The 16857-nt window shown below is 66.3% G+C and carries 15 protein-coding genes; 5 read left to right on the top strand and 10 right to left on the bottom strand.

Features of this window, described 5'->3' with window-relative positions:
• Positions 1-37 precede the first annotated feature (37 nt).
• Both AB4Y44_RS24050 and AB4Y44_RS24055 read right to left on the bottom strand, forming a co-directional pair.
• Entirely contained in the window at positions 38-1078 is a 1041-nt protein-coding gene (locus tag AB4Y44_RS24050) for an ABC transporter substrate-binding protein (protein ID WP_368701069.1), read from the bottom strand.
• Between the two features lie 83 nt (positions 1079-1161).
• Entirely contained in the window at positions 1162-2292 is a 1131-nt protein-coding gene (locus AB4Y44_RS24055) for a mandelate racemase/muconate lactonizing enzyme family protein (RefSeq protein WP_368701070.1), read from the bottom strand.
• 249 nt (positions 2293-2541) lie between these two features.
• On the opposite strand from AB4Y44_RS24055, the gene AB4Y44_RS24060 reads away from it, so the two are divergent.
• On the top strand, positions 2542-3990 hold the full coding sequence (locus AB4Y44_RS24060) for a PLP-dependent aminotransferase family protein (RefSeq protein ID WP_342919659.1): 1449 nt from the start codon (positions 2542-2544) through the stop codon (positions 3988-3990).
• 26 nt (positions 3991-4016) lie between these two features.
• Here AB4Y44_RS24060 and AB4Y44_RS24065 read toward each other — a convergent pair whose 3' ends face one another.
• Positions 4017-4943 (bottom strand): carbon-nitrogen hydrolase family protein, encoded by a 927-nt coding sequence (locus tag AB4Y44_RS24065; protein ID WP_368701071.1) that lies wholly within the window; start codon positions 4941-4943, stop codon positions 4017-4019.
• An 83-nt stretch (positions 4944-5026) separates the two neighbouring features.
• Between AB4Y44_RS24065 and AB4Y44_RS24070 the strand changes: the two genes are divergently transcribed.
• Both AB4Y44_RS24070 and AB4Y44_RS24075 read left to right on the top strand, forming a co-directional pair.
• Positions 5027-5938, top strand: coding sequence for a LysR family transcriptional regulator (locus tag AB4Y44_RS24070; protein ID WP_368701072.1), 912 nt, complete (start codon positions 5027-5029; stop codon positions 5936-5938).
• A 126-nt stretch (positions 5939-6064) separates the two neighbouring features.
• Positions 6065-7174, top strand: a complete 1110-nt coding sequence (locus AB4Y44_RS24075; protein ID WP_342919656.1) for an aromatic ring-hydroxylating dioxygenase subunit alpha — start codon at positions 6065-6067, stop codon at positions 7172-7174.
• A gap of 23 nt (positions 7175-7197) precedes the next feature.
• On the opposite strand, the gene AB4Y44_RS24080 is transcribed toward AB4Y44_RS24075, so the two are convergent.
• From AB4Y44_RS24080 to AB4Y44_RS24095, 4 genes are all read right to left on the bottom strand, one after another.
• Positions 7198-7605, bottom strand: coding sequence for a DUF1801 domain-containing protein (locus AB4Y44_RS24080; RefSeq protein WP_342919655.1), 408 nt, complete (start codon positions 7603-7605; stop codon positions 7198-7200).
• A gap of 103 nt (positions 7606-7708) precedes the next feature.
• The gene (locus AB4Y44_RS24085; protein ID WP_368701073.1) at positions 7709-9172 is read right to left on the bottom strand and encodes a CHASE2 domain-containing protein; all 1464 of its coding nucleotides are present in this window, start codon (positions 9170-9172) and stop codon (positions 7709-7711) included.
• Between the two features lie 42 nt (positions 9173-9214).
• A complete protein-coding gene (locus tag AB4Y44_RS24090) occupies positions 9215-9829 on the bottom strand; it encodes an OmpA family protein (RefSeq protein ID WP_368701074.1) in 615 nt (204 codons plus the stop codon).
• Positions 9826-10293, bottom strand: a complete 468-nt coding sequence (locus tag AB4Y44_RS24095) for a FecR domain-containing protein (RefSeq protein WP_368701075.1) — start codon at positions 10291-10293, stop codon at positions 9826-9828. The genes AB4Y44_RS24090 and AB4Y44_RS24095 overlap by 4 nt, the downstream gene beginning before the upstream one ends.
• Before the next feature lie 212 nt (positions 10294-10505).
• Between AB4Y44_RS24095 and AB4Y44_RS24100 the strand changes: the two genes are divergently transcribed.
• A complete protein-coding gene (locus AB4Y44_RS24100) occupies positions 10506-11726 on the top strand; it encodes an MFS transporter (protein ID WP_368701076.1) in 1221 nt (406 codons plus the stop codon).
• Positions 11727-11761: 35 nt separating this feature from the next.
• Here the strand turns inward: AB4Y44_RS24100 and AB4Y44_RS24105 are convergent, their stop codons facing one another.
• Positions 11762-13069 (bottom strand): MFS transporter, encoded by a 1308-nt coding sequence (locus AB4Y44_RS24105; protein WP_368701077.1) that lies wholly within the window; start codon positions 13067-13069, stop codon positions 11762-11764.
• A gap of 99 nt (positions 13070-13168) precedes the next feature.
• Positions 13169-14251 carry a tartrate dehydrogenase gene (locus tag AB4Y44_RS24110; RefSeq protein ID WP_342919650.1) on the bottom strand — a complete coding sequence of 361 codons (1083 nt, stop codon included), beginning with the start codon at positions 14249-14251 and terminating at the stop codon, positions 13169-13171.
• A gap of 110 nt (positions 14252-14361) precedes the next feature.
• On the opposite strand from AB4Y44_RS24110, the gene AB4Y44_RS24115 reads away from it, so the two are divergent.
• Positions 14362-15300, top strand: a complete 939-nt coding sequence (locus AB4Y44_RS24115; RefSeq protein WP_342919897.1) for a LysR family transcriptional regulator — start codon at positions 14362-14364, stop codon at positions 15298-15300.
• Between the two features lie 7 nt (positions 15301-15307).
• On the opposite strand, the gene AB4Y44_RS24120 is transcribed toward AB4Y44_RS24115, so the two are convergent.
• Positions 15308-16795 carry a PLP-dependent aminotransferase family protein gene (locus AB4Y44_RS24120; protein ID WP_368701078.1) on the bottom strand — a complete coding sequence of 496 codons (1488 nt, stop codon included), beginning with the start codon at positions 16793-16795 and terminating at the stop codon, positions 15308-15310.
• Between the last annotated feature and the right edge of the window lie 62 nt (positions 16796-16857).

Here is a 16857-nt window from a genome sequence, read left to right on the forward strand (position 1 = left end):
TCGTTGGAATCGTTTTATCTCGTGGGGCGCGTTGCGCTTACGCGCCAAGCGACTTCTGCACCTTCTGCGCGACATCGGCGGGCACCCAGGTCTTCCACATCTCGGGGTGCTGCTTGAGGAACTTGAGCGCTTCGTCCTGGGCATCGACCTTATGCTCGGTCATGTCGAGAATCGTCGTGTTCAGGAAGTCGATGGGGAAGTTCACCTTCGAGAAGAAGGCCATCACGTCGGGCTCGGCCTGATAGAACGGTGTCGAAACGCCGATCTTCAACTGCGAGACCAGATACGACGAGGCGCATGGCTGTGCGCTGCTGGCATCGCGCAGCGTCTTCCAGCACGCTTCGTTGAACGGCGGCATCTTGAGCTGAACGAACTTGTACTTCGCCATCAACGCGGCCGGCTCCCAGTAGTAGGTGAGAATCGGCTTGCCGCGCGCGTAGGCCGAGGAGATGGCCGCGTCGAGCGCCGCGCCTGTGCCGGGGCGGAAGTTCGTGTAGGTGTCGTCGAGCTTGAGCAGCTTGAGCAGGCGCGAATTCACGCGTTCGCAGTCCCAGCCCGAGGGGCAGTTGAGGAAGCGGCCGCGATCCGGTTCCTCGTCGTCCACGAAAAGCCCCTTGTATTTCGGCAGATCGCTCACGGACTGCAGGTCGGGCGCGCTGGCCTTGATGCCGCGCTTCGCGTCGCCGTGCACCACGTAGTCGGGCACGTACCAGCCTTCCTTCGTGCCGCCCGGCAGCGTGTCGCCCACGAGCTTGACCGAACCCGCCTTGAGCGCGCCTGCGATGATCTCCGAGCGGCCCGTCCACTGCTCGGACCAGACCTGCAGGTCGTTGCGCGAGAGCGCCGTTTCGGTGGCCGCCGTGCTGCCGGGCACCGTGTCGGTCTGGCAGCCATAGCCGTTCTTGACGATGTAGCGCAGCACTTCGCTCGTGAAGTTGCCGCTTTCCCATGTGACGCCCGCGAAGCGCACGGGTTTGCTTGCGCTGCACCAGGTGCCGGCGGCGTGCGCCGGCAATGCGGCGAGGGCGAGCGGCGCTGCCAGGCTGGCTGCGCGCAGGAGGGTGGTCAGGCGGTTCATGGTGTGTCTCCGTTTTATTGAAATGTTTCGGAATGCTTTAGATGTGGGCTGGCATCTCGTTCGTGCTGCGGCCCAATGAGGATTCAGTCGTAACGGCTGTCGTGTGCGCGTGTCGCGGCGAGCATGGCTTCGTCGAGTTCGATGCCAAGGCCGGGCGCGTCGCTTAGCGCGATCCAGCCATTCGCATCGATGTCGATCACGTGCTTGATCGGAAAGTCGCGCCGCGCCGGCGTCCATTCGGGCGGGTCATAGGGAAACTCGACGAACGGCGCGTGGGCGGCGCCGGCCACGACATGCAGGTTGGCCGCGAGGCCAATGCCGTTGCCCCACGTATGCGGCGTGAACACCTTGCCGTGCGCCTCGATTTGCGCCGCGAGCCGCCGCGCGCCCTCCATGCCGAGCGTGCAGACGACATCGGGTTGATAGACGTCGAGGCAGTCGTGCGCGAGGAGCGCCGCGAATTCGTGCGCGTCGCGTGTCATCTCGCCGCCTGCGATCCGCACTTGCGTTTGCTTGCGCAACTGCGCGTGGCCCGCGTAGTCGCCGCGATGGAGCGGCTCCTCGACCCAGTACACGCGATGCTTTTCGATCTGGCGAATCACGGCGAGCGCTTCGTCCGCGCGCCACGGCGCCTGGGTGTCCCAGGGCATGCGCCAGCCCTGGTTGCAGTCCACCATCAGTTCGATGGTCTCGCCCGCGGCTTCGCGCACGGCGGCGAGCGCGGCGAGATCGTCGGCGAGGGTCGGGCGGCCGAAGCGCACCTTGAGCGCCGGGAAGCCGCGCGCGACGGCATGCTCGGCCCATTGCGCCATGCCTTCGAGCGTGCGATGCACGCCCGAGGACGCATAGGCCCGCACTCGCTTCGCCCGGCCGCCGGCCATTTGCCAGCACGGCTCGCCGCGAATTTTCCCGGCGAGGTCCCAGAGCGCGACGTCGAGCGGCCAGAGGCGGCCCGCGTGGAAGCTGAGGTTCTCGAGGACCGCCGAGTGCCGTGCGAGGTCGAGCGGGTCGGCGCCGATGAAGATGTCACGGTAGTCGTCGAAGCCGTACATCGCGTCGCCGGAGCCGATTCCTACGCGGCCTGCGTCGTCTTCCACGCGCACGATCGTCGCCGGGAAGGCGCGCCGCGGGCGGCTGTCCCACGAGGCGGGGAACGGTGGGTCGAGCGGCAGGCGATGTTGGCTCACGGTGATGCGTGCGATGCGGTTCGTCATGGCGTGGGGCGCCGCTCCGGCGCGTGCAGCATTGCGTGACTTACGTCTGAAGATACGCATGCCGCGCGCCGTGGGGCGGGCGATTGTCTCCTTGGCCTTGTCAGGCGTTACGGCATCCTAGAGGGTCAATTTCGTGCCCTCAATGAAGTCAATTTAAGTAAATGACAGCCTTCATTTCCGCGAATTGGGCGCGATAATGACGCAGCCGTCGCGCCGTGCCGCGGCGTGCATTGCTCCTTCGGGAAAACCATGAATGGCTGGATGCCCACGCTCTCGCGCAGCAGCGAACCCAAGTATCGGGCGATCGCCCAGGCCTATTCGCAGGCCATTCACGGCGGCCAGATGCTGCCTGGCGAAAAGCTGCCCGCACACCGGCTGCTGGCGAAGAAGCTCAACGTCACGACCGGCACGGTGAGCCGCGCTTATGCGGAGCTGGAGCGCGGCGGCCTCGTGGTCGCGCGCGTGGGCGACGGCACTTATGTGGCCGAACCCGACGCCGACGGGGCGCGCATCCAGGACCGTACGCGCCCCGCGCCCGAGTCCAGCGAGCGGGCGGCGGCGATCACGCACGGTGCGCCGGGCGTCCATGCGGCGGGACGGCTGATCGATCTCGGCCAGAACGTGCCGATGCCGACCGACGAAGCCTTCCTGCTCACACAGACCTTGCGCGAACTGGCCGCCGACGAGCGCCTCGCGGGCGAACTGCTGCTGTATCAACCCGAAGGCGGGCGCCGCTCGCACCGCGAGGCGGGCGCACGCTGGCTCGCGCGCATGGGCTGCACGGTGGCCGCCGAGCGTGTGCTGGTGACGCAGGGTGCGCAGCACGGTCTTGCGTGCGTGTTGCGCGCGGTGCTGCGGCCAGGCGACACGATCTTCGCCGAAGCGTTGAGCTATCCGGGCATCGTCGCGCTCGCGCGGCAGTTGCGGCTGAATCTCGTCGGCATCGAAATCGACGGGGAAGGCATCGTGCCGGCCGCGCTCGAGCGCGCGTGCGGGCTGCTCGCGCCGCGCGCGCTCTTTTGCGTGCCGACGCTGCACAACCCGACCACGGCGACGCTCTCCGAAGCGCGCCGCGCGCAGATCGCCGAGATCGCGGTGCGCCATCACCTCGTCGTGATCGAAGACCTCGTGCCCGCCGCGTTGCTCGATGCGCCGCCCACCCCGCTCGCCGCGCGGCTGCCCGAGCACGGCATCGTCATCAGCAGTCTTTCGAAGGCGGTCGCGCCGGGCCTGCGGGTGGGCTATGTGCAGGCGCCGCAGGACTGGGTCGGCAAGATCCTCGCGGTGATACGCAGCGACTGCTGGATGACGTCGCCGCTCGCCGCGGAGATCGCAGCGCGCTGGATCGTGGATGGCGAAGTCGACCGGCTCGTCGCTCAGCAGCGCGCGCAGGTGGACGCGCGCCATGCGATCGCCGCCGAGGTGCTGGCGGACTGGACGTATCGCACCGATCCGGCGAGCCCGCATCTCTGGCTTCCGCTTGCCGAGCCCTGGCGCGCCGCCGAATTCTCGGCGGCGCTGCGCCAGGCCGGCGTGCTCGCGAAAACGGCGGACAGCTTCGTGATCGGCCGCGGGTCGGCACCGCACGCGGTGCGCCTGAGCCTCGGCGGCGCGCGCAGCCACGAGGCCCTGCGAGAAGGGCTGGAGCTGCTGGCGCGCACGCTGCGCAACGGGCCGGAAGGGCTGTATTCGGCGTGACGGCGGACCTTTAACGGCGCGCGGCGTTACTCCGCGATGAACGAGACCGTGCGCTTGCGCCGTTCATCGACCGAAAGCGCGAACACGTCGGGCCGCGCGTAGTGGCCCACCACGTCGAAATCGTAGCGGGCGCGCGTGAGTTCACCTGTGTCGATCTCCGCGACGATGAGCCCGGCTTCACCGCGCAGCGGGCCGGCCAGCACGTCGCCGAGCGGCCCGACGATCAGGCTGCCGCCGTTGATGAGCGGCCGGTTCTCGTCCCAGCCCGGCACCTCGACGCCGAGCGCCGCGGGCGAAGGCTGCACCTGGCACGCGCTGATCACGAAGCAGCGTCCTTCGTGCGCGATATGGCGCATGGAGCACTGCCAGATGTCGCGCTCGTCCACGGTGGGCGAGCACCAGATCTGCACGCCCTTCGCGTACATCGCCGTGCGCAGCAGCGGCATGTGATTTTCCCAGCAGATGGCCGCGCCCGCGACGCCGGATTCCGTGCGCACGGTGGGCAGCGTCGAGCCGTCGCCCTGCCCCCAGATGAGCCGTTCCGTGCCGGTCGGCATGAGCTTGCGATGCTTCGCCACGAGCCCCTCGCCCGGATTGAAGAACAGCGCGGTGCAAAAGAGCGTGCTGCCGTCGCGCTCGATCACGCCGATCACGAGCGACGCGCGGCAACGCGTCGAGAGCTCCGCGAGCGCTTCAGTTTCCGCGCCGGGCACGTCGATCGCATTCTCGTAGTAGCGCGCGAATGCCTCGCGGCCTTCGGGCAGGCGGTAGCCGAGGCGTGTGCCGAATATTTCGCCCTTCGGGTAGCCGCCGAGCAACGCCTCGGGCATCACGACGAGTTGCGCGCCCGAGGCGCGGATCTGCGCTTCGAACGAGAGAATCTGTTCCAGCGTTTGCGCTTTGCCGGCGGCGGACGAACCGATCTGCAGCGCGGCGACTTTCGACCTGGGCATGATGACATGCTCCCACGGGGTTGGACTGCCCACATCTTTCCACGGCGATAAGATCGCGAGAACGTATATCGATACTAAGTGATATGAACCAGTTTGATATCGCCGCCGTGGACCTGAATCTGCTGAAGATATTCGAGGCGCTGTTCGAAGAGGGCGGGGCGAGCCGCGCAGCGATTCGCCTCGACATGACGCAGTCGGCCGTGAGCGCGGCGCTCAGGCGTCTGCGCGCGCTCTATGCGGACACGCTGTTCGTGCGCACCGGCCGCGGGCTCGCGCCGACCTCGCGTGCGCAGGAACTCAAGCCCGTGATCAGCGAAGCGCTCGACCGTTGCCGCCATAGCCTCGCGATCGCCTCGCCCGATGCCACCACGTTTCACGGTCGCGCAGTTTCCATCGGGCTTTCGGACGACTTCGAAGTGGCTTTCGGCCGGCGCATCATCGAAACGCTGGAAACCAGCGCGCCGGGTCTGCGCATCATCTTTCGCCAGACGCACAGTCAGATCGTCGCCGATGCGCTTGCCAATCAGGACATGGATCTCGCTGTCGCGGCGGGCGGCTTCGCTTCGCGCGGGCTGAGCCACCGGGTGCTCGGCGAGGGCAGCTATGCGTGCCTCGTGGACGACGCACCGCGCACCTTGCGGCGTTTGACGCTCGGCGATTACGTGTCGAGAGGGCACATCCTCGTGTCGTCGGGCGGCGTGGTCGGGATCGTCGATGAAGGGCTCGCCGCGCGCGGCCTGAAGCGCAATGTCGTGGCTTCTACGACGCATTTCGCCGCGTTGCCCTTTCTGCTCAAGGGCACGCGCAGCGTCGCCACGATTCCGCGCCACGCGGCCAAGGCGATCGCACGCGTGACGGGCCTGAAGTTGCTCGCGTGTCCGCTCGATCTGCCGCGCTATCCCGTGGAACTCGGGTGGCGCAACAGTTCGCTGCGCGACGCCGCCATCGTCAAGGTTCAGGCGGCCATCATCGCGTGCTTTCCGGCAAAACACTGATCGACACCCAGGCGCCATTCGCGTTGAATGAACGGGCACGAGATTTGCGTCGAAGTACCAATTTCCCAGAACGACGATAACGACCATAACGACGATATCGACGGACTCGACAAGGAGTTTCTCCGCATGCGCGCAATGCCTTTCCCTGACGGTTATACGATCGAGTCACATTTGCAGGAACCGCGCGACCTGCGCCGGGTGCCCATTCATCCCGACCACTGGTATCCGCTCGCCTGGTCGCGCGAACTCAAGCCTGGCAAGACGCTGGGCACGCATTTCGCCGGCGAGCCCATCGTGCTGTTTCGCACCGCGTCGGGCGCGGTGCACGCGCTCGAAGACCGCTGCGCCCACCGCCAGGTGCCGCTGCATGCGGGCGTGGTGGATGGCGAGTCGCTGCGCTGCGGCTACCACGGCTGGACCTACGACTGTTCGGGGCAGTGCGTGGACGTGCCTTACCTCGGCAGGGAGCGCCTGCCCAACGGCGTGCGCGCCTATCCGTGCCGCGAGGCGCACGGCATGATCTTCGTCTTTCCCGGCAACACCACGCTCGCCGAAGAAACGCCGCTGCCCGTGCTGGATTCGGTCACGGACAAGGCATACAAGACGCGCCGCTTCGGGCGCGAGGTGAAGTGCCACTACTCGTTCATGCACGAGAATCTGATGGACATGAATCACCAGTTTCTGCACCGTCGCCAGATGGGCCAGATGCGGGCGCGCTCGCTCGGCCGGCGGCGCGGCAAGCGCTCCATCGAAGTGGACTATACGTTCGCGCGCATGGCGGGCAAGCAGCCTGCGGGCGAGGCGCTCGTGTTCGGCGCGAGCAGGAACCGCGCGGACCCGAGCGATCAGAGCGTGATGACGATCCGCACGGAATATCCGTATCAAACGCTGAAAATACGCTCGGGCGACGACTCGCTCCTGATGGACCTGTGGATCGTTTATGTGCCGCTCGACGCGCGTCAGCGCACGAACCGGACTTTCGGACTCCTTTCAGTCCGCAGGCCTGCCATTCCGTTCCTGCTCGACGCGGCGTGGCCGCTGCTGGTCTGGTTCACGGAGCGCATCTTCAAGGAAGACCGCACCATCGTCGAACTCGAACAGGCCGCGCACGACAACCAGGGCGCTGACTGGAATCACGAAGTGTTTCCCGTCATCAACGAGTTGCGCGACCTGCTGCGCGATTGCGGCGCGCGCACCGTGATTCCCATTCGCGAGGTGAGCGAAGCCGACGCCTGAGGCGAAGGCGCCTCGCGCTCGCATCAGGCCGTTTTGCGGGCGCGCGGTTTGGCAGACGCCTTTTTCTTCGCGTTGCCCTGGTTGAATTCGATCGCCGCGCAAATGAGCGCTGTGAGCGCGCGTTTGTCGACCTTGTCGCCCTCGAGCCAGTCGATAGCGCGTCGCGCGTTGCCGTCGAGCCCGGCGTTGAACAGCTGCTTCGGGTCTGGCAGGCTCGCGCCGTACAGGAACGTGAGCTTCACCTTGCCCTTGTGCGCGTTGCCCACGGCGATCATGCCGTCGCGATACCACACGGGGCTGCCCATGTATTTCCATTCCTCGACGATCGCCGGGTCGGCCGCGAGAATGGCTTCGCGCATCGCGGCGAAGGTTTCGCGGCGCCAGTCGGTGAGTTCCGCGATTAGCTGGTCAATCCGTTCCGATGGGGTCATTCGCGCTCCGTGCCTTGGATGACGTCCTGTTGTCGGGCAAACAGGATCGTAATGTAGCACTGAGGTTGCCAGGTCGAAGCCATGCAGGCAACTGAAGCAATCGCTAAGTGTTGAGCGACGTGCCCGTTTCGGGCGCCTTGGCGGAGCTGGATGCGTTTTGCGCTTCCGGCTCCATGAGGGAAATGGTGAAGAAGCTGCCCATGACCGCGGAAAGAATGATGAAGATCGAGGCGGCATCGACAAGGAAGCCGAAATAACGGAACACGAGGAAGCAAACCGAAAGCGTGAGCAGGTTAAGCGTAAGGCCGATGATGGCGGAGGCCTTCGGCACGGCGCGCATGAAGACGGCGAGCCGTGAATCGTTGCGCGGCACATACCAGATGAAGAACAGGCCGAGCACGAGGATGAAAGCCGTCTCACCCCAGATCACCCAATCCGGGCGCTGCAGGAAGCGGCCCTCGAAAATCGTTTCGATCACCTGCGCCTGTATCTCGATGCCGGGCACCAGTTCGCCCAACGCCGTCGTGCGCATGTCGGTCAAGCCCGTGCCGGTGAGGCCGACGAGAACCAGCTTGTTGCGGATACGGCTCGCATCGACCTTGCCCTGCAAAACGTCGCGTGCGGAAACATAACGCTGCTGCGTACGCGCAATCGAGGCGAAATGCAGCCAGATATCGCCGTCGGGTTGCGTTGGCACCCGCACGTCCGCCACGCCGACGGCGCGCACGCCGGATGGGCCCGCGAACACCTCGATGGCTGGCGAGCCGGTGGCCACGCGCAGCATTTCGATGGGCAGGCTCGGTACGAGTTTGTCGCCAAGACTCAGCACGAGCGGAATGCGCCGCACTGTGCCCTGTTCCTGTGCGACGTTGAGCATCGCCTGGCCGTGGGCCGCGCCCTGCAACTCGGGGAGGCTCGCGAGCACGTAATTGAAGCGGTGAACGTTCGCGAGGGCGTCCGGGCCGTGCACGAGCACGGGGGCGCTCAGGATGTCGGTGCGCGTCGTGGAGGTCGCATAATCGAAAGCCGCCGCGCCGAGGATCGAAGGCGATGCGCGCAATGCGGTCGCGAGAATGCGCTCGTGGCTGGGCAGCGCGCGCAGTTGCGTGGCGAGCGCGGCCTCCGAGGCGGGCAGGTTGTCGGCCACGTTGCCAGGCGACGTCTGGTCGGGCTCGGGCATGTAGATGTCGAGGCCGATCGCCAGCGGTCTGTTCGCCTCGATCGCATCGACCAGCCCGGCGAGGCGGTTGCGCGGCCAGGGCCATTGGCCGAAGGATTCGAGCGTCTTGTCGTCGATCTCGACGATGGTCACCGGCTGCGTGGCCGGCACACGCGGAAAGCGGCGCTGGTAGTGGTCGAAAAGAAGCTGGCGCGCCGAGCCGAAGGTGTCGGGCAACACGGTGTCGAGCGTATCGAGCAAGGCTGGCCGCGCAACATCGCCGGGCCATTCGCTGCACAGGTTGATGAACAGAAGCGTCAAGAGCACCGCGAGCGCCCAGGGGCGCCCTTTGCGCGCCCGCATCATGCGCCTGAGAAAGGCGATGCATGAGTTGCGGTAGCGTTTCATCGTGGCATGGGATCGCTAAAGAGTAACGCGTATCGATACGGATTACTGAACGGTGATGACTGCGCGCCGGTTTGCCTGGTTGGGGACGCCGTCCGCGGTATGGACGAGCGGCTCGCGCTTGCCTCGGCCTGCAACCTCGATCTGCTGCGCGGGTATGCCGGACTTGACCAGAAACGACGCCACGCTTTGCGCCCGGCGCATGGAAAGCCGGTCGTTGAACTCCTGGGAGCCCGCCATATCGGTGTGGCCGACCACCGTGAGGTGAGGCGCGGGCCAGCTCGCCAAGACCTTTTTCAACTCGGCTACAGTGGCCGTGGACTCGGGCGCAAGCTGCGTGGCGGAGTCGAATACGAAATTGATCGTGAACGTTCGGGGCCTGGGCGGCTCGGCGGCCAGCAGGGCGCCGTACTGGGTCTCCACGGCGGCCTTGTTGCCGGCGGTTTGCTCGATCGCGCCGCCCTTCGAGACGTCGGCGCGCGTGTAGGCCTTGTCGATGACCTGCGTCTTGCTGCCGCTATGCACGATCACGTTGCCGACGCTGCCGTCCGGATTGGGCAGCAGCGTGATCTTGTCCGGCGTGCTGCACGCGCAGAGGCACACGCACAGCGTGAGCGTCATGGATCGCGGCAGCCGGTGTGCGCGGTTCGTCGTCTTCAATGATCGGTCTCCCCGCTTCCTCCCACCTCGATGATGAACTCCGTGCCGCGTACACCGAGCGTGGTGGTGGGCGTGCTGTAGCGCACGGCTTCCGGATTGGCCTTCGCGAGCTTGCCGTCGACCACGGCGAGCGAGCCGCGCTTGATGCTCACGTCGAGCGCGCCGTCGTAGGTGGTGGTGTCGAATGCGAACTTGTTGAGATCGAGAACGGAGTTGGCGCCCTCGGTCAGCAGCGTGTTGTCGCGCAGTGTGATGCCGACCGAAGACGCGGGGCCGGTCAGGACGCGATCGCTCGCGAACACCTCGCTGCCGACCGCGACGCCGACCGGCTGATTCGCACGCTCGACATGCACCGAGCCTTTGATCGTCTTGACTATGCCAATTGCATCGGCTGCGTGCGCATCGATGACTGGCGGGCACCCGCAGGCGAGAAGCAAGGCATATTGGATGGCTTGGCTACGCACTGGCGACACCGTTTGGCGAAACGAACGTGAGGGCTCGCGCCGGGTCTCTCGGGCACCCGGCGAGCATAGGGACTCCGCGCAGTCTGCTCCGTGCGCTAGCGCACATAGTGCAAGCGCACTGAAGGTGCGCCAGAATCGGCAAAGCGGGCCGGGTTCTCGACTGGCGAGTGGCGTGCCCGAGCTTGCCAAAGGTTGCCGATACATTCTCATTCATGCCGACACCGACCAACGCGAGACCGCACGGAACGCACGCCACAGCGCGGACATGGGCGCTGGCGGCGGCGCAACTCGTTTCGTGGGGGACGATCTACTACGCGTTCTCGCTCTTCGTCGTGCCCATGGAGAGCGCGATGGGCTGGAGCCGCACGGCCACCAATGCCGCTGTTTCAGTGGGTTTGCTGGTCTCGGGGCTCGCGGCCTACCCGGTCGGCACGCTGATCGATCGCGGCTACGGACGGCGCGTCATGGCGGGCGGTACGCTGCTCGCGTCGGCGATGCTCGTGATCTGGGCCCAGGCGCGCGATCTGCCGACGCTCTTCGTCGTGTGGTGCGGCCTTGGCGTGGCGATTGCGGCGACGCTCTACGACCCCGTGTTTGCGGTCGTGACGCGCGAGTTTCCGCGCAGCTACGCGGGAAAAATCACGCTCATCACACTGGTGGCGGGTTTCGCTAGCACCGTGTTCATTCCGCTCACGCAAGGTTTGATCGATGCGTTCGGCTGGCGGGGCGCGCTGCTCGCGCTAGCGCTCGTCAATCTGCTCGTGTGCTTGCCGGTGCACGGCTTGGCGATTCGTCGCGGCGAGCCGGGGGAGGACGCCGCGAGGCGCAAAAGCGCGCGCGAGGTCAGCCGCGCATCGGCGCGCAACGCCTTGCGCTCGCCCGTGTTCTGGGCGCTGGCCGTTTGCTTCACGGCGTACTACTCCACGTTCGTGGCGCTGACGTTCCATCTGATCCCGTTGATGCGCGAGCGTGCCGTTGCGGGCGCCACGGTTATCGTCACCATGGCGGCGATCGGGCCGGCCCAGGTGCTCGCGCGTGTCGTATGGTTCGCCGTCGGCAGGCGCGCGCGACCGGGGCCCGTCGCCATCGTGGTGACGACGGCCTTCCCGTGTTCCGTCGTGATCCTGATGTGTGCCGGGAAGTCGGCCGCGTGGTTGATGCTGTTCGCCATCGTCTATGGCGGCGCCAACGGCATGATGACGATCTTGCGCGGGACGATCGTGCAGGCGCTGCTCTGGACCGAAGGCTATGGCGCGGTGAGCGGCCTGCTTTCGATGCCCGCGAATATCGCCAAGGGCATTGCTCCAATAGCGGGCGCGGCGATCTGGGCCGTACGCGAAAGCTATGTGCCGATGGAATGGACCGTGCTGATCGTCTCGTTGATTTCGCTCGCGGCCTGCGTGGTGGCGGTGCGGCTCGCGGGCAAGGCCTGACGCATCCGGCCGATGCCCGCGCAGGGCCTGTCCCTTCAGTGATCGTGCCTCACCTGCGCCATCACCGGCTGGCTCGCCTTGCGGCTCAGCATCAACGTTACGACCGCGGAAAGCGCGAGCGTCGCGCCAACCACATACAGGCCCACGGCATAGCTCCCGGTCCGGGTTTTCAGCCATCCGATCACGGCGGGCCCGACGAACCCGCCGAGATTGCCGATCGAATTGATCATGGCGATGCCCGCTGCGGCCCCCGCGCCGGAGAGAAACATGCTGGGCATGGCCCAGAGCGGCGCCTTCGCGGCACTGATGCCGACATTGACCACCACGAGCGCCAGCACGATCATCAGCGCGGTACTGGCCTGCCCCGCGAAGATGAAGCCCACGCAGGCCAGGACGCAGGGAATCACGACGTGCCAGGTGCGCTCTGCCGTGCGGTCGGAGTGGCGCGCCCAGAGAATCATGGCAGCGACCGCCACGATGCTCGGAATCGCGTTCAGCAGCCCGGTTTCGAGCGAGCTGAAGCCATATTGCCGGATGATGAGCGGCGCCCACAGGCCCAGCGTGTAGAGGCCAGCCGAGGTGCCAAAGTAGATCAGCGCGAGCGCCAGCACGCGCGGGTCGCGCAGGGCGCTCAGTGCCCCCGCCGTATGGCCTGCGTGCCCCTCGCGCGCCCTCGCTTCATCGGCGAGCTTCGCCATGAGCCAGTCGCGCTCTTGCGGCTTGAGCCACTGCGCTTTCGAGGGCGCATCGGTGAGAACTTTCAGGACCACGAAGCCTAGCAGCACGGCCGGAACCGCTTCGATCACGTAAAGCAGCTGCCAGTTGGCGAGCCCGAACAGGGTCGGCAGTTGCATGAGCGCGCCGGAAATCGGCGAGCCGAGCGCCGTCGAAATCGGCGCCGCCGCCATGAACCATGCCGCCGCTGCCGCGCGCTGCTTCGTCGGGAACCAGAGGCTCAGGTAGAGGATGATGCCGGGGAAAAAGCCCGCTTCCGCAACGCCGAGCAAGAAGCGCAGCGCATAGAAACTGCTGGGGCCGGTCACAAAGGCGGACGCCGCCGAGACAATGCCCCACGTGACCATCACGCGCGCGATCCAGATGCGCGCGCCCACGCGGTGCAAGATGAGATTCGAAGGCACTTCGAACAGAAAGTAGCCGATGAAGAAGAGGCCGCCGCCCAGGCCGAACGCCGTGGGCGATAGGCCGATCGCCTTGTTCATCGTCATCGCCGCGAAGCCCACGTTGACCCGGTCGAGAAAGCTCACGAAATAGAGCAGCATGACGAACGGGATGATGCGCCACATGAGTTTGCGCGTGACGATTGCTTCGGTATCCGAATTCACGTGTCTCCTCCTCGGAGGGTTTTGGCGGGGGCGCGCGGGTGTTTTTTAGTGTCACGCCCCCGTGTCTGCTTCTTTTAACGGCGCACGAGCGCTGAGCGCTCAGGCAGCGACGGCCGCCTTTTCGACGAGTTCGCACACCGCGGCCGTGACCTGCGCCGTGGTCGCCTTGCCGCCCAGGTCGCCGGTGTGCAGCGCGGGGTTGGCGGTCACGGTCTCGATGGCCTGCATGACATGAGCGGCGGCCTCGGTCTCGCCCAGATGCTCGAGCAGCATCACGACCGACCAGAACGTGCCGATGGGATTGGCGAGCCCCTTGCCCATGATGTCGAAGGCCGAACCGTGGATCGGCTCGAACATCGACGGATAACGCCGCTCGGGATCGATGTTGCCGGTCGGCGCGATGCCCAGGCTGCCCGCGAGCGCGGCGGCGAGGTCGCTGAGAATATCCGCGTGCAGGTTGGTCGCGACGATCGTATCGAGCGAAGCCGGGCGGTTGACCATGCGCGCCGTGGCGGCGTCCACCAGTTCCTTGTCCCACTTCACGCCCGGGAACTCCTTCGAAATCTGCTGCGCGATCTCGTCCCACATCACCATGGCGTGGCGTTGCGCGTTGCTTTTGGTGATGACCGTGAGCAGCTTGCGGGGGCGCGACTGCGCGAGGCGGAATGCAAAGCGCAGGATGCGCTCGACCCCGGCGCGCGTGAGGATCGAGACATCGGTTGCGGCTTCGAGCGGATGCCCCTGGTGCACGCGCCCGCCCACGCCCGAATACTCGCCTTCGGAGTTCTCGCGCACGATCACCCAGTTCAGGTCTTCGGGCTTGCAGCGCTTCAAAGGCGCGTCGATGCCGGGCAGGATGCGCGTGGGGCGCACGTTCGCGTACTGATCGAGGCCCTGGCAGATCTTCAGGCGCAGGCCCCAGAGCGTGATGTGGTCGGGCACGTCGGGGTCGCCCGCGGAGCCGAACAGAATGGCGTCCTTGTTGCGGATGGCGTCGAGCCCGTCGGCCGGCATCATCACGCCGTGCTGGCGGTAGTAGTCGGCGCCCCAATCGAAGTTTTCGAATTCGAACGCGAAGCGCTGCGTGGTTTTCGCAAGCGCTTCCAGCACTTCCTTGCCCGCGGGCACGACTTCCTTGCCGATGCCGTCGCCGGGAATGGTTGCGATGCGATAGGTCTTCATGTCTCGTTCCTGTGAAGTGTGGCCAGTGTGGGTTCACTTTACCGAACTCCCGGTTCAAAAACCGGTGCTAGACTCAAAGCATCCTTAACTTGAATTCACAAGTGGCGACCGTGACCGACACCGTTCTACCCGCCGATCTGGGCTTTTTCTCGACGCTCGCCTCCTCGGGCAGCCTGAGCGCCGCCGCGCGCGAGCTGGGCCTCACGCCCGCTGCCGTGAGCAAGCGGCTCGCGCAAATGGAGGAGCGAGCCGGCGTGCCGCTCGTGAACCGCACGACCCGCCGGATGATGCTGACGCCTGAAGGCGAGGTGTACCTGGAGCACGCGCGCCGCATCCTCGACGAGATCGACGAGCTGGGCGAGCTGCTGGGCGGCTCGAAGAAGCATCCCAAGGGCTTGCTGCGCGTGAACGCGACACTCGGCTTCGGGCGCAGCCATATCGGGCCCGCGCTTTCGCGTTTCGTCGCGCAGTATCCGCAGGTTTCCGTGCAGCTTCAGCTGTCGGTCATGCCGCCGCCGCTCACGGAAGATTCATACGATGTCTGCATCCGCTTCGGCGAGCCGCCCGATACGCGCGTGATTGCACGGCGTCTCGCGGCGAACCGGCGTTTGCTGTGCGCTTCGCCCGCCTATCTCGCGAGCCGGGGCACGCCCGTCACGCCGCACGACCTCGCGAAGCACAACTGCATCAGCATTCGCCAGGGCGACGAAGCCTATGGCGTGTGGCGGCTGTCGAACGAGCGCGGCAGTGCGCGCAAATCGGCAGCAATCCGGATCAACGGCAATCTCACGACCAACGACGGCGAGATTGCCGTGAAGTGGGCGCTGGACGGGCATGGCATCTTGATGCGCGCGGAATGGGACATCAATGAATATCTGGCGGACGGGCGGCTCGTGGTCGTGCTGCCCGAGTATGAAACGCCGGGCGCGGACATCTACGCCGTATATGCGCAGCGGCACCAGCTTTCCACGCGCATTCGGGCGTTCGTCGACTTCCTCGCTATCGAATTGAGCAAGTCGCAGCGATATCCAGTAGACCGGAGCGTTTAGCCTCGCTTCATTGCGCCGCCGCGGCAATCACGGCGGCGAGGCGCTGCGCGGCCGCTTTCATTTGCGCGCTGCTGAAGCCGCCAAAGCCGAGGATGAGCCCTGGGCGCGCGGTGCCCGCGGCGAACATGGGCGACGCTGCACGCACCGCGATCCCTTCGTTCGCTGCGCGCCGCACGATCTGGTGATCGTCCAGCCTCGCGGCGAGCCAGAGCACCAGATGCATGCCCTGATCGCCGGGCTCGATCCACGCCAGTTCACGGGGCAAAAGCGCTTCGAGCGTGTCGATCAGACTGAGACGCTGCTCGGCATAGACGTTGCGCACCTTGCGGACGTGTCGTTCGAGATGCCCCTCGGTCATGAAGGCGGCGAGCACGTGTTGATCGGCCGTCGGCGGATGGCGGTCCATTAGCACGCGCGCGCCGCAGAACGCATCCACGAGACTGGGCGGCACGACGACATAGCCGAGCCGCAGCGAGGGAAACAGGATCTTGCTGAAGGTGCCGAGATACACCACGCGATCCGGCGCGAGGCCCTGCAGCGCCGGAAACGGATAGCCCTCGTAACGCAGCTCGCTGTCGTAGTCGTCTTCGACGACCCAGGCATGGGCGGCGCGCGCCCACGCGAGCAACGCCGCGCGCCGCGCCATGCTCAGCGGCATGCCGAGCGGATATTGATGCGAGGGCGTGACGAACGCCACGCGCGCCTTCGGCGCCATGCGAATGCCGGCCTCGACGTCGAGACCTTCGGCGTCCACGGGCACGCGCACCATGGCGTTGCGGTAGGGCAGGCTTTCGAGGATGGCGGTGACGCCCCGGTAGGCCGGGTTCTCGACCCATGCCTGGTCGCGCGGCCCCAGCAGCACCTGGCTTGCGAGAAAGAGCCCTTGCTGGGTGCCGCTCGTCACGATCACCTGATCCGCTTCGCAACGCACCGAGCGGGACTTGCGCACATAATCGGCAATCGCTTCGCGCAGCGTCAGAGCGCCTTGCGGGTCGGCATAGCCGGTCGGCGAGGCGGGGCCCCGCGCGCGCAGGCGGTTGCCGAGCCGGCGCCAGACGTCGCCGGGCGCGGTCATGCCCGTTGGCACCGAAATGGCAAACGGCACTGGAGGAAGCGGCTTGAACTCGCGTCCGATCCTGGCGAACGCTTCGGCGCGTTCCGGCAGCCCGGCTTGTGCCGCCTGCGCTGAAGCCACGCGGGGCTCGCGCGCGGGCGGCGGCTCGGCCAGCGCGAGCGCCACGCGGGTACCGGCTCCGGCCTTCGATTCAAGAAAGCCTTCGGCTATGAGCTGCTCGTAGGCCTCGACCACCGTGCCGCGCGCCACCTGGAGCGAAGCGGCGAGCGCGCGCGTGGACGGCAGCGCATCGGCGGGCCGCAGATCGCCTTTGCGCACCGCTTCGCGCAGCGTCTCGGCGACCTGGCGGCTGAGATTGCCGGTCTCCCGGTCCAGCGTGCCGAACGATGGCATCTCGGCGGCCTGCGCGGTTCTTGGCATGATTCTGGTTCACTGGAATATGAATAAACTGGATCTACAGAATAAACCACTTTTGCGGCAGA

Source organism: Paraburkholderia sp. BR10937 (assembly GCF_040965695.1).
Lineage (GTDB): Bacteria > Pseudomonadota > Gammaproteobacteria > Burkholderiales > Burkholderiaceae > Paraburkholderia.

Coding starts and splice junctions, on each gene's coding strand:
- AB4Y44_RS24050 (WP_368701069.1), bottom strand. CDS start 1,078: ATGAACCGCCTGACCACCCTCCTGCGCGCAGCCAGCCTGGCAGCGCCG.
- AB4Y44_RS24055 (WP_368701070.1), bottom strand. CDS start 2,292: ATGACGAACCGCATCGCACGCATCACCGTGAGCCAACATCGCCTGCCG.
- AB4Y44_RS24060 (WP_342919659.1), top strand. CDS start 2,542: ATGAATGGCTGGATGCCCACGCTCTCGCGCAGCAGCGAACCCAAGTAT.
- AB4Y44_RS24065 (WP_368701071.1), bottom strand. CDS start 4,943: ATGCCCAGGTCGAAAGTCGCCGCGCTGCAGATCGGTTCGTCCGCCGCC.
- AB4Y44_RS24070 (WP_368701072.1), top strand. CDS start 5,027: ATGAACCAGTTTGATATCGCCGCCGTGGACCTGAATCTGCTGAAGATA.
- AB4Y44_RS24075 (WP_342919656.1), top strand. CDS start 6,065: ATGCGCGCAATGCCTTTCCCTGACGGTTATACGATCGAGTCACATTTG.
- AB4Y44_RS24080 (WP_342919655.1), bottom strand. CDS start 7,605: ATGACCCCATCGGAACGGATTGACCAGCTAATCGCGGAACTCACCGAC.
- AB4Y44_RS24085 (WP_368701073.1), bottom strand. CDS start 9,172: ATGAAACGCTACCGCAACTCATGCATCGCCTTTCTCAGGCGCATGATG.
- AB4Y44_RS24100 (WP_368701076.1), top strand. CDS start 10,506: ATGCCGACACCGACCAACGCGAGACCGCACGGAACGCACGCCACAGCG.
- AB4Y44_RS24110 (WP_342919650.1), bottom strand. CDS start 14,251: ATGAAGACCTATCGCATCGCAACCATTCCCGGCGACGGCATCGGCAAG.
- AB4Y44_RS24120 (WP_368701078.1), bottom strand. CDS start 16,795: ATGCCAAGAACCGCGCAGGCCGCCGAGATGCCATCGTTCGGCACGCTG.